Below are 23,796 nucleotides of genomic sequence, written 5' to 3' on the forward strand. Positions count from 1 at the left end.
CATAATTGCTGTAATGACATAACAAGCAATTGTTAGGGTTGGTGAAAAGTAACTAAGTAAAATTCCTGAACTGTAAAAAACTATTGAAAGAATCCCTTTACTGTCATTGCCAATTGCCTGTTGCAACTCTATTTTGATTAGACTGCTTGCTACAATTTTTTGGTTAATCAGATTAAACTTTGTTTATTTTAACATAGTATAGCTTTTTATAAGTTACGTTTGGTTTTAAAAAGCTCCCAATTCTTCAATTGAGAGCATAATTGGAATCAAGAATAGGAAGTTTGTTAACTATTCATCTGTATCCGTTTGAGTAGTTGTAATTACTTTTGAAAAAACTTTGCCTTGGACAAACCAGAAAATGGCTGTTAATAAGTAGCATGCCATGGCTAGATGAGAAGAGAAAAAACTTAAGATGATTCCAATAGAACAAAGTGCTAATGACAGAGTCCCTTTTTTATCTTGACCAATTGTTTGACCTAATTGGTCTTTTTCATCTGTCATGTTATAGATTTCTTTTTGTAAAAAGACATAAGACATTCCTGTAAAAAGTAAAAGTATTCCATAAACCATTGAAGGCATACGATACATGTGGTACTTACTAACCCATGAAGTAGTAAAAGGAATAAATGACATAAAGAATAACCAGATAACATTTGCCCAAATGATTTTCGCATTAACCAATTTAACGCTTAAGAGGATATGGTGATGGTTAATCCAATATAGGATAACAAAGAAATAACTTAAGGTATATGCCAACAGTTTTGGTAATAAGGGAAGTAAATCATATATGCGGGGACCTTTTGGCATTTGAAATTGTAAAACCATAATTGTAATTACAATTGCTAATATAGCGTCACTAAATGCTTCTAAACGAGAACTTTGCATGAGGATTTCCTATCAATTCTATAAATTTAATAAAAATTTGCATTTTCATTAAATTTAGACACACTTTAATGTACAACACTTATTTTAACATAACTTTGCTTTCCATTACCATTATTTGATAATAGACCAAAGTCTTGCAATTTTTTTGGAAAGTTTCATTTCCTAATCTTTTTATGCTATAATAATTGAGTTGCCGTGCAACCCTTGGTGCTTAAGTTCCTTTCACCAAGCATATTATACGCGAGATAAAGAAGTATCTTTATTTTACGCCAAAGGAGAATCTTATGAAAAATTTTACAGTACGTGATTATGTCCAAATTGCATTAGTTGCAGCTTTATATGTCGTTTTAACGATTACCCCGCCACTCAACGCAATCTCTTATGGAATGTATCAATTTCGCGTTTCTGAAATGATGAACTTTTTAGCTTTTTACAATAAAAAGTACATTATTGCTGTAACAATCGGCTGTATGATTGCTAATTTTTACAGTTTTGGTTTAATTGATGTATTTATTGGAGGAGGTTCAACCTTAGTATTTGTTAGCTTAGGAGTCTACTTATTCAAGAAATATAAATCAGATTATTTATTTAATGGGATGTTAAATAAAGCTTTTCTTTATTTTTCAATCTTTTTTGCACTATCAATGATTACAGTAGCTATTGAACTGAGTTTCTTTGGTTCACCATTATTCCTAACATGGTTTACGACAGCCCTAGGAGAATTTGTATCTTTAATTATTGGTTCAATCATTATTGATAAATTGTCAAAACAGGTTGATTTGACTGTTTAAAGAATCAGTTACTAAATTTGTCCTATAAACAAAGTAACTTCACTACAAGTGAAGTTACTTTTTTTCATAGTAAGTATAGAACCTAGCAAATTAGGTGAATTATGATAAAATAAGATTATGGAAAAACGAATAAAAGAATTAACGGATTTATTAAACCAATACCGTCTGGAGTACTATACCAATGATAGTCCGAGTGTTAGTGACCAAGACTACGATAGGCTATATCATGAGTTGGTTCAATTAGAAGAAGAATATCCCGAATATGCTTTAAAAGATAGTCCAACACAAGCAGTCGGTGGACTAGTTTTAACAGGTTTCGAAAAATATCAACACGCATATCCGCTCTATAGTTTACAGGATGCCTTTTCACCGGAAGAGTTGTACTCATTTGACCGACGAGTTAAAGCAGAATTTCCAAGTGCTGAGTATGTAGCAGAATTGAAAATAGATGGCTTATCAATTTCCCTTAATTATCAAGAAGGTAAGTTAGTCACAGGAGCAACACGTGGTGATGGTAGTATTGGTGAAAACATTACAGAGAATATCAAACGGATTAAAGATATTCCTCACCAGTTAGATCAAGCAATTGATATTACTGTCCGTGGTGAAGCATATATGTCACGGAAATCTTTCCAACAAATTAACTTAGAACGGCAAGAAAATGGTGAAACTGAGTTTGCCAATCCAAGGAATGCGGCAGCTGGAACATTACGTCAGTTAGATACATCAATTGTTGCTAAGAGAGAGTTAGCAAGCTTCCTATATCAAGAAGCTAGCCCCACAGATGAATTAAGTCAAGAGTTAGTTCTAGAAAAGTTAGACAACTTAGGCTTCTCAGTTAACCCACGTCGCCTTATCACGCAATCTATGGATGAGATTTGGGACTTTATTCAAGCAATTGAAATTGAACGAGACCAATTATCTTATGATATTGATGGGATTGTTATTAAAGTAAACAGTCTAGCAATGCAAGAAGAGTTGGGCTTTACCATCAAAGCACCAAGATGGGCTGTTGCTTATAAGTTTCAAGCTGAAGAAAAAGAAGCAGAAATTCGATCAGTCGATTGGACAGTAGGTCGAACAGGTGTTGTAACGCCAACAGCCAATTTAACACCGGTTAAATTGGCAGGGACGACAGTAAGTCGAGCAACCTTGCATAATGTCGATTACATCGAACATAAAGATATTCGAATTGGAGATACAGTAATTGTCTATAAAGCAGGAGATATAATACCTGCAGTTTTACGGGTCGTTACAGATAAACGTCGAGATGATTCTGAACCAATGCCGATTCCCAGTCTATGTCCGTCTTGTCAGAGTGAATTGATTCATTTTGAGGATGAAGTGGCCTTAAGATGTATCAATCCACTATGTCCAAATTTAATTCAAAGAAGTTTAGAACATTTTGCTAGCCGAAATGCAATGAATATTTCTGGCTTGGGTCCCGCAATTGTCGAGAAGCTCTATTCAGCAAACCTAATTCATGATGTAGCTGATATTTATAAATTAAATCTTGAACAATTATTAGCTTTAGAAGGTATTAAAGAAAAGTCTGCCGAAAAATTATTAACAGCGATAACTAATTCAAAGAAAAATTCAGCTGATAAACTATTGTTTGGTTTAGGAATTCGGCATGTCGGTGCTAAAGCCAGCCGTATATTATTGGAAGAATTTGGTGATATCGAATCGCTAGTTGAGGCCAACCAAGAAGAAATAAGTCAGATAGATGGATTAGGCACAGTGATTGCCAAATCCATCGCTCGATACTTTGAAAAAGCCGAAGCCCAATTATTACTGTCAGAATTAAAAAGTGCTGGATTAAATCTTTCTTATTTAGGTAAGAAAATTGATAAAACAGCAAAATTGTTTGGTATGACAGTTGTTTTAACAGGAAAACTAGAACAATTGACTAGGAATGAAGCCAAAGCAAAATTAGAATCTCTTGGGGCAAAAGTTACCTCAAGTGTTTCAAAAAAAACAGACCTATTAGTCGCTGGAAGTGATGCTGGGTCAAAATTAGACAAAGCCAGTACTCTCGGAATTAGAATTGAGGATGAAGACTGGCTAGTGAATTTGTCATAAATGGAGAAAAAATGAAAAAAAGAAAAAAAGCTAGACTAATTTATAATCCTACATCAGGCCAAGAAATTATGAAAAAAAATGTGGCTGATGTTCTTAATATTTTGGAAGGGTTTGGCTATGAAACATCTGCGTTTCAAACAACTGCAGCGAAGCATTCAGCACAAAATGAAGCTAGAAGAGCTGGTGAAGTAGGATTTGACTTAATAATTGCAGCTGGTGGTGATGGCACAATTAATGAAGTTGTTAGCGGAATTGCTCCTTTGAAAAAACGTCCAATGATGGCCATCATTCCAACAGGGACAACAAATGACTTTGCTAGAGCATTGAAAATTCCACGAGCAAACCCAATTCAAGCAGCTAAATTAATTGGTAAAAACCAAACCATAAAAATGGATATTGGACAAGCAAGAGAAGATGTATATTTCATCAATATTGCTGCTGCAGGTAGTTTAACGGAATTAACCTATAGTGTTCCAAGTCAATTAAAAACCATGTTTGGTTATCTTGCATACTTAGCAAAAGGAGTAGAATTACTTCCTCGAGTTAGTAATGTACCAGTTAAAATAACCTATGACGATGGTGTCTTTGAAGGCAATGTGTCCATGATATTTGCTGCAATTACAAATTCAGTTGGTGGTTTTGAAATGATTGCTCCTGATGCTAAATTGGATGATGGAAAATTTACATTAATCCTGGTCAAAACAGCTAACCTATTTGAAATTGTACACTTGTTACGTTTAGTTATTGATGGTGGTAAACATTTAAAAGATAGACGAATAGAATATATTAAAACTAGTAAAGTAGATATCCAACCAAAATCGGATAAACGAATGATGATCAATCTCGATGGGGAATACGGTGGTGACGCCCCTCTTAAGCTAATAAACTTGAAGAATCATATTACATTTTTTGCTGATACCGATTTAATATCAAATGATGCTTATAGTGTAATTGCTGATGAACCAGAAATTGAAGAAATTGCTCAAAAATTTGCCCATGAAGTTGAAGACTTAGAAGGTGAATTAGGGGAATAATAGAATGATAAATAATACAGTCATCGTTCATTACCATAGTCAAGCTGGGAAATATTTTGACTTGAGCTTATGGCAATGGCAAGATGGTAAGTTAGGAAATGATGCTTATTTTTCAAAATTTGATAGTTTTGGAGCTGTTGCAGTTCTTGATTATGAAGCTCCCTATTTTCTTAGTCATGCCTATGTGATTGTAAAAGACCAATTTTGGAAGAAAAAGACTGTTGATTATCGGATTGAAAGAGAATATGGTCTGGAAAAAAGTGAAGTTTGGATTGTTAGCGATGATCCCACCCCTTATTATTCCAGACAGGCTGCTATCTCCAGTCGTAACTATCGGGTCCGCAACGCTCATGCCTATGACATGGCTGTTAATAGTCAACGCTTTGATAAAAAGTGGGGATTTTCTGGCTGGCTTGGCTATCGTTACTTAGAAAACCAAACTTCCTTTAGACTTTGGGCTCCTACAGCTGAAAAAGTAGATTTAATCTTTTTTGATTCGACGGATAATACTGCTAGTGTCCATCGAGTCTATCATATGGCGCGCGGTAAAGGGAAGAATCCAGACAATCACATTTTGAACCGTCATGGGATCTGGGAGATAACTATTTATGGTAACCATAATTATCAATCTTATGTTTACCGTGTTCATTATCGAAAACAAACTTTCGTGGAAACCCGTGATCCATATTCGATTGCGACTACTGCTAATGGTCGGCGATCTGTCGTAATAGATCCCACAAATTTAGTTCCCGAAGGATTCTCTGTTAAGCACAATCAAGAAGCGACTTGGCGTTTAGATAACCCGAATCAGTCAGTAATATATGAAATGCATGTTCGTGATTTTTCAATATCTGAAACCTCAGGAGTAAGCCCAGAAAATAGAGGAAAATTTAGAGGCCTTTTTGAAAAAGGTACTAAAAATCCGCAAGGTGATGCAACTTGTTTTGATTATGTGACTAATTTAGGTGTTACACATATTCAACTACAACCTATTTTTAACTATCATCAGAATATTGATGAAGAAGGCAACTACGCTTATAACTGGGGTTATGATCCTGAGAATTTCAATGTTCCAGAAGCTAGCTATGCGAGTACTGCGCATGGACCAGCAAGTAGTATTTTGGAGCTGAAAGAGGCTATTCAAGCATACCATGATGCGGGTTTGAATGTTGTAATCGATGTCGTCTTTAATCACACATATTCAAGCCGAGATTCAGCCTTTCAATTATCAGTGCCAGATTATTATTACCGCATGGCCCCAAACGGATTATTCCTAAATGGATCTGGATGTGGTAATGAAACTGCTAGTGAAAAAGAAATGTTTCGCAAATATATGATTGACTCTATATTGTATTGGGTACATGAATACAATGTTGATGGCTTTCGATTTGACTTAATGGGTCTGCATGATGTTGAAACGATGAATCAGATTAGACAAGCAGTTGATAAAGTTGATCCTCGGATTATTTTATATGGTGAAGGTTGGGACATGGGAACTGGCTTAGCTGATTACCAAAAAGCTAAAAAAGAAAATGCTAATTTAATGCCTAGAATTGGTTTCTTCAATGATACCCAAAGAAATGCAATAAAAGGAGCAGAAGTCTATGGTGCTTTTGTAGAAGGATTTGTATCTGGTGCTGCAACTGAAGATGTTATTGCTAAAGCTATATTAGGTAGTGACGAATTAAACCCATTCCTTAGTCCTGAACAAGTTATTAATTATGTGGAAGCGCATGATAATTACAATCTAAATGATTTATTCTGGGCCTTAAATGAAAATGATAGTATTGAAATTCATACCAAACGTGTTCAATTAGCAACAGCAATGAACATCTTAATGCAAGGTATTACCTTTATGCAGTTAGGACAAGAATTTCTAAGAACTAAGCTACATGCAACTGGGCCACTTAATGAGTTAACTCAAGAAGACAAGCATAGAGCGATGAATTCATACAATGCTTCGGATAGTGTTAATCAGGTTGATTGGAATTTGGTAACTTATGAAAAAGATACCATAGATTTTGTAAAAAAATTGATTTTTATGAAAACTAAATCAGATATGTTTTCATTTTCAACTTTTGATGAGATTCGGCGTCATGTATATATTGAGAGTGCAACAAAAGGTAGCGGTTTTATAAGTTTTACGATAAAAAATTCAATAAATTATCAATTTATTTTCAGTATTTATGGGAAACGTTTGCGAGAGGCTAAAGAAAATGATATAATTATTACCAATGATAAGCGCTTTCACAATGATAATTTAATTATTAATAACTTGACAGCTATGATCCTTGATATTACTGAAAAACCTGAGTAAGTCAGGTTTTTTTTGCTATCAAGTATCATTTTTATCATTTTAATAACTTAAGAAAGGGTGATGTAATGACAAATGACTTAGATCTTTATACTTTTGGGACTGGGGAAAATTTTCATATTCAAGATTACTTTGGAGTACATAAAACAAGTCAAAATGGCGAACAAGCGTATGTCTTCAGAGTTTGGGCACCAAATGCGGAGACAATTAGTTTAATTGGAGATTTTACTAATTGGTTTGAAAATCCAGTTCCAATGGAAGTAAATGAAGCTGGAGTTTGGGAAGTTATAAGCAACTTACCCAAAGAAGGCCAAATATATAAATATCTAGTCAAGAGGCAAGGTGGACATGTTATTGAAAAAATCGATCCGCTAGCTATTGTATTCGAAAACCGTCCAGGAACTGGAGCAAAAGTTAAAACACTTACTCCTAAAAAGTGGCAAGATGGTTTATGGATGGGAAGACGGAAACGTTTTGGCTTTAAAAAACGTCCCGTTAATATCTATGAAATGCATGCTAACTCTTGGAAAAATGACAATGAAGGCCAACCTTATCAGTTTAAAGAGCTGAAAAATGAATTAATCCCTTATCTTAAGAAAATGAATTATACCCATGTCGAATTTATGCCACTTATGGCTCATCCATTAGGTATGAGTTGGGGTTATCAATTAATGGGATATTTTGCTTTCGAAACTACATTTGGCAATCCAGAAGATTTCCAGGATTTTGTTGAAGAATGTCATCTAAATAACATTGGAGTTTTAGTTGACTGGGTACCAGGACATTATACAAAAAATGATGATGCCCTTGCTTATTTCGATGGGACACCTACATATGAATATCAAGATCATGATCGGGCACATAACTATGGTTGGGATGCACTAAATTTTGATTTAGGTAAGAATCAAGTACAGTCATTTTTGATTTCAAGCGCTATGTTTTGGTTGGAAACCTATCATTTAGACGGTATCAGAGTTGATGCTGTAAGTAATATGCTCTACCTTGATTATGATCAAGGGCCATGGCAACCAAATGTTAATGGGGGTAACCATAATCTAGAAGCAATTGCATTTTTGCAAAAATTGAATCAAACAATTAAAGATAAATATCCTGATGTCATGATGATTGCAGAAGAAGCAACTTCAGATATTCCAATAACTAAACCAATTTCAGAAGGTGGACTTGGCTTTGATTATAAATGGAATATGGGATGGATGAATGATGTTTTAAGGTTTTACGAACAAGATCCATTTTACCGTAAATTTAATTTTAACTTGTTGACTTTTAGCTTCATGTATTGTTTTGATGAGAATTTTATTCTTCCTTTTTCACATGACGAAGTTGTACATGGTAAAAAAAGTCTAATGCATAAAATGTGGGGTGACCGAAATAACCAATTTAGTGGATTAAGAAATTTACTAACCTACCAGATTTGTCATCCAGGGAAAAAATTATTATTCATGGGATCTGAATTTGGCCAATTTCTCGAATGGAAATATGATGATCAATTGGTTTGGGATAGTTTAAATGATGATCTTAACCAAAAAATGGCATATTTCACTGCAACCTTAAATCAATTTTACAAAGATAATAATAATCTTTGGCAAAATGACGAAAATTATGATGGTATTGAAATAATTGATGCAGATAACTTGGATCAGACAGTCCTATCCTTCTGTCGTCAAAACGATAAAGGTGATTTATTGCTTTGTGTTTTCAATATGACACCAGTAGAACGTCCTAATTTCACAATTGGTGTTCCAGTAGCTGGTCAATATGAAGAAATATTTAATACTGAACTTGAAGTTTTCGGTGGTGTATGGAAAGAAACGAATCCAAACAAAACAACTGAAAATGAAGATTGGAAATCTTATCATGAGACATTGACATTTACTTTACCAGCATTAGGTGCTAGTATTTGGAAAGTTAAACGTCGCATTAGGAGAAAATAAGATATAGTTATTTCTAATTTTTGTTAATCACATTTTTATTGATTTTTAAAAAAATCAAAGGGGGAAATAAATGAAAAATGAAATGTTAGCTCTCATACTAGCAGGTGGTCAGGGTACCCGTTTAGGGAAATTGACACAAAGCATTGCAAAACCTGCAGTACAATTTGGTGGACGTTATCGTATTATCGATTTTGCTTTGTCTAACTGTGCAAATTCGGGTATCCATAACGTTGGAGTAATCACACAATACCAACCACTCGCTTTGAATAGTCATATTGGTAATGGTTCATCATGGGGCTTGGATGGAATTGATAGCGGTGCCACAATTTTACAACCTTATTCAGCAACTGAGGGAAATCGTTGGTTCCAAGGTACGAGTCATGCGATTTATCAAAATATTGACTATATTGATAGTATCAATCCTGAATATGTTCTCATTTTATCAGGGGACCATATTTACAAAATGGACTATGACGAAATGCTTCAAACACATAAAGATAACTTAGCGAGCTTAACAGTTGCTGTTATCGATGTGCCTCTTAAAGAAGCAAGTCGTTTTGGAATTATGAATACTGATACTAATGATCGTATCGTTGAATTTGATGAAAAACCTGAGCATCCAAAATCTACAAAAGCATCAATGGGGATTTACATCTTTGACTGGAAACGTTTAAGAAACATGCTCGTTGATGCTGAAAAAAACAATGTAGACATGGATGACTTTGGAAAGAATGTTATTCCTGCCTATCTTGAAGCAGGTGAACGTGTTTATACATATAACTTTGCAGGTTACTGGAAAGATGTTGGTACTATTGAATCATTATGGGAAGCAAATATGGAATATATTGCTGAGGACAATGAATTAGATAGCCGTGACCGTTCATGGAAAATTTATTCTAAAAATCATATTGCACCTCCAAATTTTATATCTGAAGAGGCTAAAGTTAGAGATTCATTAGTTGTCGATGGTTGTTTTGTCACAGGTTCTGTTGACCATTCAATTCTTTCAGCTAATGTTCAGGTCAAAAAAGATGCTGAAATTAAAGATTCATTTATTATGAGTGGTGCTACAATCGGTGAGGGTGCGAAAATTTTTAAAGCCATCATCGGTGAAGGCGCTGTTATCGGAAACAATGTCATTATTGATGGTAGTGACGAGATTCAAGTTGTAGGCTATAATGAAATTGTGGGGGTTTCAAATGAAGAGTGATAAGTATTCAGCTATTTTAGGTAGTGCAATTGGTTTTCCTGAAATGGAAGGTTTAACTGACAAACGTCCATTAGCAAACTTACCTTTCGACGGGAAATATCGGCTCATAGACTTTAATTTATCAAATCTGGCAAATGCTGGAATTAGAAGTATTTATGGTATTTTCCGTGGAGAAAACATTCGTTCCGTATTTGATCATGTCCGTAGTGGTCGTGAATGGGGGCTTAATTCATTACTAAGCCATTATTTTCTAGGATTTTATAACACTAAGGAAAGTGATCAAGAAGCAGATGGGGATTATTATGAACAAATCCTGACATATTTAAAACGTTCTGGGTCAGATCAAACCATTTACATGTCATGTGATATTTTATGTAATATCGAATTAGAACAAGTTATTCATTTACATAATGCAAACCACCGTAATATCACTGCTGTTTATAAAAAAACACCTGTTTCTTCAATCTCACCTGAAAATGATATTTTAGAAATTGATGAGACTGATACAGTTGTTGGCAGAAGTACCATTCATGAAAAAGAAGGCATCGAGAAAATGTCTGCTGGGATCTATGTTGTCAATACAGATTGGTTGATTGAAAAAATGGAAATTGAAGCTCAAAAGGAACGCCCTAAAAAATTACGTTTCTTATTAAGAGATCTAACTGTTGACGAAGGTGCATTAGCTTTTGAGTATACAGGTTATATGGCAAATATTCATTCAGTTAAATCTTACTATGATGCCAATATGGATATGTTAGAACCTCATAAATTTTATTCACTTCTTTACTCAAATCAACGTATCTATACGCGTGTGAAAAATGAAGAAGCAACTTACTTTGATAAAACTTCCGTTGTTAACAATTCTCAATTTGCATCAGGATCAGTTATTAAAGGAACTGTAAATAATTCTATTATTTCGCGGAATTGTTACCTTGAAGAAGGTGCAGTAGTTAAAAATAGTATTGTTTCACCCAAAGTTAAAATTGGTAAGGATGCTCGAATCGAATATGCAATAATTGATAAATCAGTAAGAATTGCAGATGGTGTTTCCGTTAAAGGTACACCAGAAAATCCTGTCGTTGTCGCAAAAGGTAGTCATGTTATTGAGGATCACATTAAATGAAACTTTTATTTGTAGCAGCAGAAGGAGCTCCTTTTGCTAAAACAGGTGGATTAGGCGATGTTATTGGAGCATTGCCTAAATCACTAGTTAAAAATGGCCATGAGGTTTCTGTCATCATGCCTTATTATGATATGGTAGATGCCAAATTTTCTGACCGAGTCGAAGAAATTACACAATTTTACATTAATGTTGGTTATCGCCATCAATTTGTTGGCATAAAAAAGATCGTTGAAAATGATGTCAATTTCTATTTTATTGATAACCAGTATTACTTCTTCAGAGGGCATGTTTATGGGGATTGGGATGACGGTGAACGTTTTGCCTATTTCCAATTAGCAGCTATAGAAGCAATGGAAAAGATTGGCTTTATACCTGATGTAATTCATGTCAATGATTATCATACAGCGATGATCCCATTCTTATTAAAGGAAAAATATCGTTGGATTCAAACGTATAATAATATCAAATCAGTATTCACAATACACAATATTGAATTCCAAGGCCAATTTGGACCTGAAATGTTGAGTGATTTATTTGGTGTTGGTGCAGAACGATACGAAGATGGTACCTTACGCTGGAACAATTGTTTAAATTGGATGAAAGCAGGTGTACTATATGCTGATCGTGTCACTACAGTTTCACCAACCTATGCTCAAGAAATTCAAACACCAGCCTTTGGTAAAGGTCTAGATCAAATTATGCGTATGGAATCTGGCAAACTGTGTGGCATTGTTAACGGTATCGATACTGAATTATTAAATCCAGAAAACGATCCTTACTTGAGTGAACCATTTTCAGTAGCAGATTTATCTGGTAAAGCAGTTAATAAAGCAGAACTACAAAAACGAGTTGGGTTACCTGTTAATGCTGATGTACCTTTAATAGGTATTGTTTCTCGTTTGACAGACCAAAAAGGGTTTGACTTAGTAGTTCAAGAATTAGATAATTTATTGCAACAAGATTTGCAAATTGTTCTTCTTGGAACAGGTTATCACCAATATGAAGAAGCATTCTCATGGTTTGCTCAACAATACCCAGAAAAACTGTCTGCTAATATAACCTTTGATTTAGGTTTAGCACAGGAAATTTATGGAGCTTCGGATATTTTCCTTATGCCAAGCGCATTTGAACCATGTGGTTTATCACAAATGATGGCTATGCGTTATGGAACGATTCCAGTCGTTCATGAAATTGGTGGATTAAGAGATACCGTAACACCATTTAATGCTTATGAGAAGGCTGGTACTGGCTTTGGCTTTAACCATTTTACTGGTTACTGGATGACCAATACCTTGCTACATGCTTTAGATGTATATAAGAATCAACCTGAGGATTGGAAAATAATTCAAAAAAATGCTATGACTAGTGATTTTTCATGGAAAACTGCCAGTCTTGTTTATTTAGAACTATACACTAGTTTAGTTTAAGTTTAATTTGGAGAGAGAAATGCAAGTCACAAAAGAACAATTTATACGTGATTTTAAAGATACCTTACATGAGGAACAATTAATTAAAATCCCAGTGGCTAGTGATACAGAGTTATTCTATGCCCTAGCTAAATTAGTAAAAAAATATTACACCAATATTTGGATTGATCGAAATCGTCAATTGACAGAAAACAAACAAAAGGTAGCTTATTACTTTTCAATTGAATTTTTACCAGGTCGAATGTTAGAAACAAACTTACTAAATCTTGGTATTTTAGATTTAGCAAAAGAAGCTTTTAATGACCTAGGCGTTGATTTTCAAACTGTTAAAGATGCAGAACATGATATGGCTCTTGGGAATGGAGGCCTCGGCCGACTAGCCGCAGCCTTCATGGACTCTTTAGCAACAACTGGTTATCCAGGTTTTGGAAATGGCTTACGCTACCAATACGGATTATTTAAGCAGCGCATCATTGATGGCTATCAGGTAGAATTGCCTGATGCCTGGTTTGGCTCACGCGGAAATGTTTGGGAAGTAAGAAAAGATCATGATATTGTTACAGTTAAACTATTTGGAAATGTTTATTTAAAAGCAGATGATGATGGTAAATTAAAACCGATTTATGATGGAGCTCAGATTTTAAATGCAGTTCCTTATGATGTACCACAAATCGGTTTTGAAAATGATGTTATTAATAATTTGCGTCTTTGGGATGTTGAAATTCCTGAAGAGTATGAATTAGATTACCCAACATTAGAGTCGCGTCGTCGTATTCAAGATATTACAGCAATCCTCTATCCAGATGACACAAGTTATGAAGGAAAAGAATTGCGTCTTATTCAAGAATATTTCATGACCAGTGCTGGATTGCAAACTATTATTAAAGCTTACCTTAAACAGGGCTTACCTTTAGAAGAGATTTATAAAAAAGTGTCAGTCCATATTAATGATACCCATCCAGCAGTAGCACCTGCGGAATTTATGCGACTATTAATTGATGAATACGGAATCGAATGGGAAGATGCTTGGCAAGCTACTATCAGAACGATGAGTTACACCAACCATACAATCCTTTCTGAGGCTTTGGAAAAATGGAATGCTGACCTCTTCAAAAATGTTTTACCTCGCGTTTATCAAATAATCTTAGAAATTGACAATCGTTTTGTCGCTGAAATGGCTAAAAAAGGTATCCGTCCAGATATTATTGAAAACACGCGTATTGTCAAAGATAATTTAGTTCATATGGCTAACCTGGCAATCATTGGTGGACATTCTGTTAATGGCGTTGCAAAACTTCATACAGAGCTTTTAAAAACTGATACACTGAAAGATTTCTATACTTTGTATCCCGAAAAATTTAACAATAAAACAAATGGTATTGTTCAAAGAAGATGGACACAGATTGCAGCTCCCGAATTATCAGTGGCAATTGACCGAACAATTGGTAATGAATGGCGTAAAGATATCCATGAATTACGCAAATTATTGGCATTTAAAGATGATCAAGCCGTTCTAGATGACTTCTATCAAGTGAAACAAGTCGCTAAAGAACGATTAGCTAAATATATCCTTGAGAAAACAGGAATAGTATTATCCACAAATGCAATTTTTGACGTTCAAGTTAAACGTCTTCATGCTTATAAACGTCAACTGTTAAATGTTTTAAACATTATGAGGATTTATCTTGATTTGAAAGAAAATCCAGATTTAGACATGGTTCCAAGAGTTTTTATTTTCGGGGCAAAAGCAGCGCCAGGATATCATTTTGCTAAATCCGTAATTAAAGTTATTAATGAAATTGCAAATCTTGTTAATAATGACCAAAGTCTTCAGAATAAGCTTAAAGTTGTTTTCCTTGAAAACTACAATGTTAGCTTGGCTGAATTAATTATTCCGGCTGCTGACGTGTCAGAACAGATTTCATTAGCCTCTAAAGAAGCTTCCGGTACATCAAATATGAAATTTATGATGACAGGTGCCGTCACTCTAGCTACTCTCGATGGTGCCAACATTGAAATCAAAGATGAAGTCGGAGACGACAACATTGTCATCTTTGGTATGGATAAAGATGCAGTTTATGATCATTATGCAAAACATGATTATTTCTCACGTGGTTTATATGAGTCTAATCCCCAAATACGTCGTATCGTCGACAGTTTTGTGAATGGAACAATTCCTAATTGCCAACATGAAGGCATGGAAATCTACGAAGCATTAATCACTCATAATGATGAATACTTCTTATTAGAAGATTTAGAATCTTATATAGCTGCTCAAGAACAAATTGATCGATTGTATCGAGATAAAACGCGTTGGGCTCAAATGAGCTTAGTCAATATTGCTACATCTGATAAATTCACTTCAGATGATACAATCAGAGAGTATGCTAAAGAAATTTGGCAACTTGAACAGTAATCTAGTTATCAAAATCTGATAAGACCAGAAAACGGCGAAAGCCGTTTTTCAATTTGAAAGCTATCTTTGATAAAGTCTACTATTATTGGTATAATAATCATAGGCTATTGATTGTTTAAATTGACTTATTATTTAATCATTTTTTGTAATGTTAAGTATTCGTTGAATTATGCACACTCAACTACAATTTTGTATTGACATTCTTTATTTTAAGGAATAGAATAGCAAAGTAAAAAAAATTTTAAGGAGAATTTTATTATGACTTCGTTTTTCGCATTAGTATTAGCATGTATTGGTGTTACATTAGGTGAGAGTTTCCTGATTGCTAATTTGTTTAAATCAGCTGCTCGTCAACCAGAAATTTTGAATCAATTACGTTCTATCATGATTCTAGGTATTGCCTTTATTGAAGGTACTTTCTTCGTAACACTTGCAATGGCATTTATTTTAAAATAAATGCTGAAATTTTAACAAATTAATTTGGATGGTATGTATTTTATAATTTAGGCATACTATTTCAATTGTAAGGTAGATAGGAGGGAATCCGTTGGAAGAACATAGTCCAACACTGATACTAGGTCCTGTGACCTTTAATTTAACCCTGCTTGCAATGTGCTTGGTAACTATCCTACTTATTTTTGCCTTTGTTTATACAGCAAGTCGTCATATGTCAATCCGTCCTAAAGGAAAACAAACTGTCTTAGAATTTTTATTAGATTTTGTTTCCAGTGTTACTGATGAACATATTGAAAGACCATTTCGTAGAACATATTCACTTTTCTTTTTCACAATTTTTCTTTTTGTGATGGTAGCTAATAACCTTGGTTTGGTAACAAAGATTGAAACAATGGATAAGATGAACTTATGGACATCACCTACTGCAAATGTAGGTTTTGATATTGCTTTGTCTTTACTAATCTCAATTCTTTGTCAGGTAGAAGGAATTCGTCAACGCGGTTTTCTTCCCTATCTAAAAAGGTTTGCTACACCATCGATTATGACTCCAATGAATATTTTGGAAGAAGTAACTAATGTACTTTCATTAGCTTTGCGTCTTTATGGAAATATATTTGCTGGTGAAGTTGTTATGAGCTTAATCATGAAATTAATTGCCGCCAATATGGCGTGGTTCCCAGTTGCATTTATTTTGAATATGGTCTGGGTTGCATTTTCAATTTTTATTTCTTGTATACAAGCCTATGTATTTACCAAACTAACATCAATGTATCTTGGTAAAAAAGTCAATGAAGAAGAAGAATAAGAAAGGAGAGCCTCTATGGAATTAACAGTTGGTGAACTTATTGGAAATTTTATTTTAGTAACAGGTTCAATTCTTGTTTTATATCTTTTACTAAAGAAATTTGCATGGGGTCAAATAAGTGGTATTTTAGATGAACGTGCTGCAAAAATCTCAAATGATATTGATAAAGCGGAAAATGCGCGTATTAATGCTGAAAATCTTCAAGTTGAAAGACAAAAAGAATTAGATGGCGCAAAATCAGAAGCTAGTCAGATTATTGTAGATGCAAAAGAAATTGGTCAAGCTCAAAGTACAAAACTTATTGAAGAGGCTAATGATGAAGCTAGTCGTCTAAAAGAAAAAGCTGATATTGATATTGAACGTAGTAAAGCAGAAGCTTTGTCTGATGTGAAAAATCAAATGTCAGATTTATCTATCTCATTAGCAGAAAAAATCATTGGTGCAAACCTTGATAAGGATGCTCAAAGTAAACTCATTGATAGTTATCTTAATGATTTAGGAGAAGCTTAATATGACCAAAAAAGAAGAGACTCTCATTGGGCAATATGCAAAAAGCCTTGTTGAAGTTGCTTTTGAGCATAATGTAAGTCAGGCACTTAAAACTGATTTACTTGCTATTTTGGAGACATTTGAAGCTACACAGCTTGAACAAAAATTAGCAAGTTTAGCCGTTTCACAGGGTGAAAAGGAAAATCTTATTAGGTTACTAAAAGATCCTAGTACAGTTTATATAAACAATTTAATAGAACTACTGATTCAAAATGATCGAATGAACTATTTTGCAAAGATTGTACAAAATAGTTTAGAAAGATTAAGTCAAATTAATAATGAATACGATGTTCAGGTTTCGACTACTGTGCCTTTAACTGAAAAACAAAAATTTCAGATTAGAAATATCGTTTTAAAAAAGTTTGGTTTTAAGACCGGTAGAATTATTGAAACTATCGATGAAGCACTTTTAGGTGGATTCATTATCAATGTAAATAATAATGTAATTGATACAAGTTTAAAACGTCAATTATCAGAATTTAAAAAGAAATTAATATAGAAAGTGGTGTGACTTTTGGCAATTAATGCTCAAGAAATTAGCGCTTTAATAAAAAAGCAAATTGAAAACTTCCAGCCAAATTTCGATGTCACTGAAACTGGTGTCGTTACCTACATTGGTGACGGTATTGCACGTGCTCGTGGATTAGATAATGCCATGAGTGGTGAACTTCTAGAATTTTCTAATGGTGCCTTTGGTATGGCTCAAAACCTTGAGTCTAATGATGTAGGTATTATTATTCTTGGTGATTTTTCAAGTATCCGTGAAGGAGACATTGTTAAACGCACAGGAAAAATTATGGAAGTACCAGTTGGTGAAGCCCTAATTGGACGCGTTGTTAATCCACTTGGTCAGCCCGTTGATGGTTTAGGAGAAATTGCAACTACAGGATTCAGACCTGTTGAAACACCAGCTCCTGGAGTAATGCAACGTAAATCAGTTTTTGAACCTCTACAAACAGGTTTGAAAGCGATTGATGCTTTAGTACCAATTGGTCGTGGTCAACGTGAACTTATTATTGGTGACCGTCAAACAGGTAAAACATCTGTTGCTATCGATGCTATTTTGAATCAAAAAGGTCAAGACATGATTTGTGTCTATGTTGCCATTGGTCAAAAAGAATCAACAGTTAGAACACAAGTTGAAACACTTCGTAAATATGGTGCCTTAGATTATACAATTGTTGTCACTGCATCTGCAGCACAACCTTCTCCATTACTATTTATTGCACCTTATGCTGGTGTAGCGATGGCAGAAGAATTTATGTATAATGGCAAACATGTTTTAATCGTTTATGATGATTTGTCAAAACAAGCGGTAGCTTATCGTGAACTTTCTCTTTTACTTCGTCGTCCTCCAGGTCGTGAAGCTTATCCAGGGGATGTTTTCTATTTGCATAGTCGTTTGCTTGAACGTTCTGCAAAAGTTTCAGATGAGTTAGGTGGTGGATCAATTACTGCTCTTCCATTTATTGAAACGCAAGCTGGTGATATTTCAGCTTATATAGCAACAAACGTTATCTCAATCACAGATGGACAAATTTTCTTACAAGAAAATCTATTCAACTCTGGTATTCGACCAGCTATTGATGCAGGATCTTCTGTATCACGTGTTGGTGGTTCAGCACAGATTAAAGCCATGAAAAAAGTTGCAGGGACTTTACGTCTTGATTTAGCTTCATACCGTGAATTAGAAGCCTTTACTCAATTTGGTTCTGATTTGGATGCTGCTACACAAGCTAAGCTGAATCGCGGTCGTCGTACTGTTGAAATTTTAAAACAACCATTACATAAACCACTTCCGGTTGAAAAACAAGTTGTTATTTTATATGCATTAACACATGGTTTCTTGGATGATGTTCCTGTTGATGATATTTTAGTCTTCGAAGAAGCTTTATATGAGTACTTTGATAGTCATTATGCTAATTTATTTGATACAATCCGTCAGACTAAAGATCTACCTGAAGAAACAGAATTGAATAATGCAATTCAAGCATTTAAAGATCAATCGAACTTTAAATAATAATGGGAGGTTTTTGGTATGGCAGGCTCTCTAAGTGAGATTAAAGATAAAATTAATTCAACAGAGAAAACAAGTAAAATAACTAGTGCCATGCGTATGGTCTCTTCAGCTAAACTGGTAAAATCAGAGCAAGCTGCTCGTAATTTTCAAATATATGCATCCAAAATAAGACAAATCACTACTGATTTTTTGAAAGCTGAGTTAACAAATGGGTCATCTACGCATCCAATGTTAGCTTCACGTCCTGTTAAAAAAACTGGTTATATTGTTATTACTTCTGATAAAGGTCTTGTCGGTGGTTATAACTCAAAAATCTTAAAATCAATTATGGAAATGATTGAAGAATATCATCAGGATGGAGATTATTCAATAGTTTCAATTGGTAGTGTTGGTTCTGATTTCTTTAAATCTAGAGGAATGAATGTTTCTTTTGAACTGAGAGGACTTAATGATCAACCGACTTATGATGAAGTTGGCAAAATCATTGAAAAATCAGTTAAGATGTTCCAAAGTGAAATTTTTGATGAATTATATGTTTGTTATAACCATCATGTTAATAGTTTGACAAGCCAAGTTCGGGTTCAAAGAATGCTACCTATTTCTGACTTAGTTGCTGAAGAAGCAGCTGATGAAGGTGTAACTGGATTTGAAATCGAACCAGACCGAGATACGATTATTAATCAATTGTTACCACAGTTTACTGAAAGTATGATTTATGGAGCAATTGTTGATGCAAAAACGGCAGAGCACGCAGCAGGTATGACAGCTATGCAAACAGCTACGGATAATGCAAAAAATGTTATTGATGAACTAACAATTCAATACAATCGTGCACGACAAGCAGCAATTACGCAGGAAATTACGGAAATTGTTGCAGGGGCTAATGCATTAGAATAGACTGTAATAGTTATTAATTTGTAGATTTCTGATTGATAACAATAATTAAAGGATTAGAACACAGTAGTTCTTCCTTTATAACTTATATAAGGAGAAATTAATGAGCTCAGGCAAAATTGCTCAGGTTATTGGACCAGTTGTTGACGTTATTTTCGACAATGGTGCGACATTACCTGAGATTAATAATGCATTGATAGTTTATAAAGATAGCGACAAGAAACAAAAAGTTGTTCTTGAAGTAGCCCTTGAATTGGGTGATGGAATGGTTAGAACAATCGCTATGGAATCAACTGATGGGCTTACTCGTGGATTAGAAGTTTTAGATACTGGACGCGCGATTAGTGTTCCAGTAGGTACTGAAACTCTAGGACGTGTGTTTAATGTATTAGGTGATACCATCGACTTGGAAGAACCTTTTGCAGCAGATGCAAAACGTGAACCAATCCATAAACAAGCACCAGCATTCGATGAACTATCAACATCTTCAGAAATTCTTGAAACAGGTATTAAAGTAATCGACCTACTTGCCCCTTATTTAAAAGGTGGGAAAGTTGGTCTCTTCGGTGGTGCCGGAGTTGGGAAAACCGTTCTTATTCAAGAATTAATTCATAATATTGCACAAGAACACGGTGGTATTTCTGTTTTTGCAGGAGTAGGTGAACGTACTCGTGAGGGTAATGACTTATACGGCGAAATGAAAGAATCTGGCGTTATTGAAAAAACTGCAATGGTATTCGGACAAATGAATGAGCCACCAGGAGCACGTATGCGTGTTGCCTTAACAGGTTTGACAATTGCTGAATATTTCCGTGATGAAGAAGGACAAGACGTTCTCTTATTTATTGATAATATTTTCCGTTTCACACAAGCAGGTTCTGAGGTTTCAGCCTTATTAGGACGTATGCCTTCAGCAGTTGGTTACCAACCAACACTTGCTACCGAAATGGGACAATTGCAAGAACGTATTACGTCTACCAAAAAAGGATCAGTTACTTCAATTCAAGCTATCTATGTTCCAGCCGATGACTATACTGACCCAGCGCCAGCAACAGCATTTGCCCATTTGGATTCAACAACCAACTTGGAACGTAAATTGACTCAAATTGGTATCTATCCAGCGGTTGACCCACTTGCTTCAAGTTCACGTGCACTTTCACCAGAAATTGTTGGAAAAGAGCATTATGATGTAGCAACAGGAGTTCAACGTGTTCTTCAACGTTACCGTGAATTGCAAGATATCATTGCAATCTTAGGTATGGATGAACTTTCTGATGAAGAAAAAACATTAGTTGGACGTGCACGTCGTATTCAGTTCTTCCTATCACAAAACTTCAACGTTGCGGAGCAATTTACTGGTCAACCTGGTTCTTATGTTCCAGTTGAAGAAACTGTACGTGGCTTTAAAGAAATTCTTGATGGTAAATACGATGATATCCCAGAAGATGCCTTCCGTTCAGTCGGACGAATCGAAGATGTTATCGAAAAAGCAAAAAAAATGAACTATTAATGAGGTGATATCATGACAGAAATGGCTGTACAAGTGGTAACACCAGATGGTATTGTTTATGACCATCATGCTAAATTTATCTCTGTTAAAACACCTGATGGTGAAATGGGTATCTTACCACATCACATCAATTTGATTGCGCCGCTTGTTATCCACGAAATGAAAATTCGTCGTACAGATGATGAAAAACATGTTGATTGGATTGCAATAAATGGTGGTATCATTGAGATAAAAAATAATATGGTCACAATTGTCGCAGATTCTGCTGAACGTGATCGTAATATTGATATAAGTCGTGCGGAACGTGCGAAGTTAAGAGCAGAAAAAGAAATAGCAGAAGCTAAAACTTCTCATGATATTCATGAAGTTGAACGTGCAGAAGTTGCATTGCTTCGTGCCCTTAACCGTCTTAAAGTTGGTAAAAAATAAAAATTAGACTCCTAGTCTGTCAAAAAGTTGGAATGTGTTACTCTAACTTTAAGACAGATTTGGTTGAGTCTTTTTTTTATGTTCAAGTTATTCTCTTTAGTTCCTTGTTTTGTTATAATATATTTATGGAATATATCAATAATTTATTAGGTTTGTTTTGTCATTTACTTTTTATCGGCATCAGTTATCAATTATTGATGTCTTTATTTGATTGGTCAAAATTAGTAAAAAATAGAGCTGAAAATTTAGGAAAAATTCAATTATTTGTCTTCTTCATTGCTATTATTATGGGCTATTTAGTAAGTCATTTTATATTAGAGTTAATCCAAATGGGGCAAAGCCTCTTTTTAGTGTTCGGTTAAAGATTCAAAATATAAATTATGTTATAATTTTAATATTAATGAATAGTGAAGAATGGAGAAAAAATTGGATAAAATTATTATTGAAGGCGGACAAACACGACTTAAAGGAGAAGTTGTGATTGAAGGTGCAAAAAATGCAGTTCTTCCTTTGTTAGCAGCCACTGTTTTACCTTCTGAGGGAAAAACAACCTTATATAATGTACCAATCTTATCTGATGTCTATACAATGAATAATGTTGTTAGAGGTTTAGATATTGATGTTTCATTTGATGAAGCAAATAATAAGGTAGTGGTAGATGCATCTGGGGATATCTTAGATGTTGCACCATATGAGTTTGTCAGTCAAATGCGTGCCTCTATAGTAGTATTAGGACCTATCCTTGCTAGAAAAGGTCATGCACAAGTTTCAATGCCTGGCGGTTGTACAATTGGAAGTCGTCCAATTGATTTGCATTTAAAAGGACTTGAAGCAATGGGGGCTAAAATTACCCAAAAAAATGGTGATATTACAGCAACTGCAGATCGTTTAAAAGGCGCAACTATTTATATGGATTTCCCATCTGTTGGAGCAACACAAAACTTAATGATGGCAGCAACGCTTGCTGATGGTGTGACTACCATTGAGAATGCTGCAAGAGAGCCAGAAATTGTTGATTTAGCGCAGCTATTAAATAAAATGGGAGCTAAAGTACGTGGTGCTGGTACGGAAACATTAACGATTACTGGAGTTGACAGTTTACGTGGTGTTGAACATGATGTGGTTCAAGACAGAATTGAAGCTGGAACATTTATGGTTGCTGCGGCAATGACTTCAGGCAACGTGCTAGTGAAAGATGCAGTCTGGGAACATAATCGCCCATTGATTTCTAAATTAATGGAGATGGGTGTGTCTGTTACTGAAGAAGACAGTGGAATAAGAGTCAAAGTGGATACTGCCAGTTTAAAACCAGTGACTGTTAAAACATTACCTCATCCAGGCTTCCCAACTGATATGCAAGCGCAATTTACTGCCCTAATGGCCACAGTCAAAGGTGAGTCGACAATGGTTGAGACAGTTTTTGAAAATCGTTTCCAACATTTAGAAGAAATGCGTCGTATGGGATTACAGGCTGAAATCTTGCGTGATACTGCCATGATTCATGGAGGAAAAGAATTACAAGGTGCACCTGTTATGTCTACTGACTTACGTGCAAGTGCTGCCCTTATTCTTACTGGTTTAGTTGCACAAGGTCAAACAACAGTAACACAATTAAGCCATTTAGATCGTGGATATTATCAATTCCATGAAAAATTAAAAGGTCTTGGAGCAACTATTCAACGTGTTAGTGAGGATTAGAAAATGACAAAAGGATGGAAATACGTCTTGAAGCTATTTATCCTAATTATTGTTGTTGCCTTATTAGCCTGCCTATTTTTAGCAATAGGTTTAATGATTGGATATAGTTTTATGGGGGATGGTCAACACCCCACTGCAATATTATCCACGGATAAATGGACCGAATTAATTAATAAATTTACTGGAAAGTAGGCTTTGCCT

The 23,796-nt window shown here is 34.8% G+C and carries 21 protein-coding genes and 1 riboswitch; of the genes, 20 read left to right on the forward strand and 1 reads right to left on the reverse strand.

Translation table 11 applies throughout. The features are described from left to right. Window positions 1-288 precede the first annotated feature (288 nt). Complete coding sequence (locus tag SPB_RS01135) at window positions 289-885, reverse strand: TMEM175 family protein (RefSeq protein ID WP_003106112.1); 597 nt, start codon at window positions 883-885, stop codon at window positions 289-291. A 172-nt stretch (window positions 886-1,057) separates the two neighbouring features. After that, window positions 1,058-1,172: riboswitch (PreQ1 riboswitch) on the forward strand. Here SPB_RS01135 and SPB_RS01140 point away from each other — a divergent pair. The 20 genes from SPB_RS01140 (at window position 1,170) to SPB_RS01235 (ending at window position 23,787) form a co-directional block, all read left to right on the forward strand. Then, a complete protein-coding gene (locus SPB_RS01140) occupies window positions 1,170-1,676 on the forward strand; it encodes a QueT transporter family protein (protein WP_003103402.1) in 507 nt (168 codons plus the stop codon). It overlaps the preceding riboswitch by 3 nt. A 117-nt stretch (window positions 1,677-1,793) precedes the next feature. Continuing rightward, window positions 1,794-3,758: an NAD-dependent DNA ligase LigA gene (gene ligA, locus SPB_RS01145; RefSeq protein WP_003104335.1), complete on the forward strand. Its 1,965-nt coding sequence runs from the start codon at window positions 1,794-1,796 to the stop codon at window positions 3,756-3,758. A gap of 11 nt (window positions 3,759-3,769) precedes the next feature. Then, window positions 3,770-4,792, forward strand: coding sequence for a diacylglycerol kinase family lipid kinase (locus SPB_RS01150; RefSeq protein WP_003105693.1), 1,023 nt, complete (start codon window positions 3,770-3,772; stop codon window positions 4,790-4,792). A 4-nt stretch (window positions 4,793-4,796) separates the two neighbouring features. Further along, a complete protein-coding gene (gene pulA / locus SPB_RS01155; RefSeq protein WP_003104494.1) occupies window positions 4,797-7,109 on the forward strand; it encodes a type I pullulanase in 2,313 nt (770 codons plus the stop codon). Between the two features lie 65 nt (window positions 7,110-7,174). Beyond that, window positions 7,175-9,058, forward strand: a complete 1,884-nt coding sequence (glgB, locus tag SPB_RS01160) for a 1,4-alpha-glucan branching protein GlgB (protein WP_003105694.1) — start codon at window positions 7,175-7,177, stop codon at window positions 9,056-9,058. Window positions 9,059-9,128: 70 nt separating this feature from the next. Next, window positions 9,129-10,268, forward strand: coding sequence for a glucose-1-phosphate adenylyltransferase (locus SPB_RS01165; RefSeq protein ID WP_003104625.1), 1,140 nt, complete (start codon window positions 9,129-9,131; stop codon window positions 10,266-10,268). Next, window positions 10,258-11,391: a glucose-1-phosphate adenylyltransferase subunit GlgD gene (gene glgD, locus SPB_RS01170; protein ID WP_003104088.1), complete on the forward strand. Its 1,134-nt coding sequence runs from the start codon at window positions 10,258-10,260 to the stop codon at window positions 11,389-11,391. The genes SPB_RS01165 and glgD overlap by 11 nt, the downstream gene beginning before the upstream one ends. Beyond that, window positions 11,388-12,818, forward strand: coding sequence for a glycogen synthase GlgA (glgA, locus tag SPB_RS01175; RefSeq protein ID WP_003102958.1), 1,431 nt, complete (start codon window positions 11,388-11,390; stop codon window positions 12,816-12,818). The genes glgD and glgA overlap by 4 nt, the downstream gene beginning before the upstream one ends. Window positions 12,819-12,837: 19 nt before the next feature. Next, the gene (locus tag SPB_RS01180; RefSeq protein WP_003106125.1) at window positions 12,838-15,234 is read left to right on the forward strand and encodes a glycogen/starch/alpha-glucan phosphorylase; all 2,397 of its coding nucleotides are present in this window, start codon (window positions 12,838-12,840) and stop codon (window positions 15,232-15,234) included. A gap of 258 nt (window positions 15,235-15,492) precedes the next feature. Next, window positions 15,493-15,690 carry a F0F1 ATP synthase subunit C gene (locus SPB_RS01185; protein ID WP_003104945.1) on the forward strand — a complete coding sequence of 66 codons (198 nt, stop codon included), beginning with the start codon at window positions 15,493-15,495 and terminating at the stop codon, window positions 15,688-15,690. 91 nt (window positions 15,691-15,781) lie between these two features. After that, window positions 15,782-16,495 (forward strand): F0F1 ATP synthase subunit A, encoded by a 714-nt coding sequence (gene atpB, locus SPB_RS01190; protein WP_003104296.1) that lies wholly within the window; start codon window positions 15,782-15,784, stop codon window positions 16,493-16,495. A gap of 15 nt (window positions 16,496-16,510) precedes the next feature. After that, window positions 16,511-17,005, forward strand: a complete 495-nt coding sequence (gene atpF / locus SPB_RS01195; RefSeq protein WP_003102869.1) for a F0F1 ATP synthase subunit B — start codon at window positions 16,511-16,513, stop codon at window positions 17,003-17,005. Between the two features lies 1 nt (window position 17,006). Next, a complete protein-coding gene (locus SPB_RS01200; RefSeq protein ID WP_003103493.1) occupies window positions 17,007-17,543 on the forward strand; it encodes a F0F1 ATP synthase subunit delta in 537 nt (178 codons plus the stop codon). A 15-nt stretch (window positions 17,544-17,558) separates the two neighbouring features. Further along, window positions 17,559-19,064, forward strand: a complete 1,506-nt coding sequence (atpA, locus tag SPB_RS01205; protein WP_003102559.1) for a F0F1 ATP synthase subunit alpha — start codon at window positions 17,559-17,561, stop codon at window positions 19,062-19,064. Window positions 19,065-19,082: 18 nt separating this feature from the next. Then, window positions 19,083-19,961: a F0F1 ATP synthase subunit gamma gene (locus tag SPB_RS01210; protein ID WP_003105640.1), complete on the forward strand. Its 879-nt coding sequence runs from the start codon at window positions 19,083-19,085 to the stop codon at window positions 19,959-19,961. A gap of 100 nt (window positions 19,962-20,061) precedes the next feature. After that, entirely contained in the window at window positions 20,062-21,468 is a 1,407-nt protein-coding gene (gene atpD / locus SPB_RS01215) for a F0F1 ATP synthase subunit beta (RefSeq protein WP_003104762.1), read from the forward strand. Between the two features lie 12 nt (window positions 21,469-21,480). Then, entirely contained in the window at window positions 21,481-21,897 is a 417-nt protein-coding gene (locus SPB_RS01220; RefSeq protein WP_003103020.1) for a F0F1 ATP synthase subunit epsilon, read from the forward strand. 125 nt (window positions 21,898-22,022) lie between these two features. Next, window positions 22,023-22,259 carry a DUF1146 family protein gene (locus tag SPB_RS01225; RefSeq protein WP_003105566.1) on the forward strand — a complete coding sequence of 79 codons (237 nt, stop codon included), beginning with the start codon at window positions 22,023-22,025 and terminating at the stop codon, window positions 22,257-22,259. Window positions 22,260-22,323: 64 nt separating this feature from the next. Further along, a complete protein-coding gene (murA, locus tag SPB_RS01230) occupies window positions 22,324-23,595 on the forward strand; it encodes a UDP-N-acetylglucosamine 1-carboxyvinyltransferase (RefSeq protein ID WP_003105265.1) in 1,272 nt (423 codons plus the stop codon). Between the two features lie 3 nt (window positions 23,596-23,598). Beyond that, entirely contained in the window at window positions 23,599-23,787 is a 189-nt protein-coding gene (locus tag SPB_RS01235; protein ID WP_003104489.1) for a DNA-directed RNA polymerase subunit beta, read from the forward strand. Window positions 23,788-23,796: the final 9 nt, after the last annotated feature.

Source organism: Streptococcus parauberis NCFD 2020, assembly GCF_000187935.1.
Lineage (GTDB): Bacteria > Bacillota > Bacilli > Lactobacillales > Streptococcaceae > Streptococcus > Streptococcus parauberis.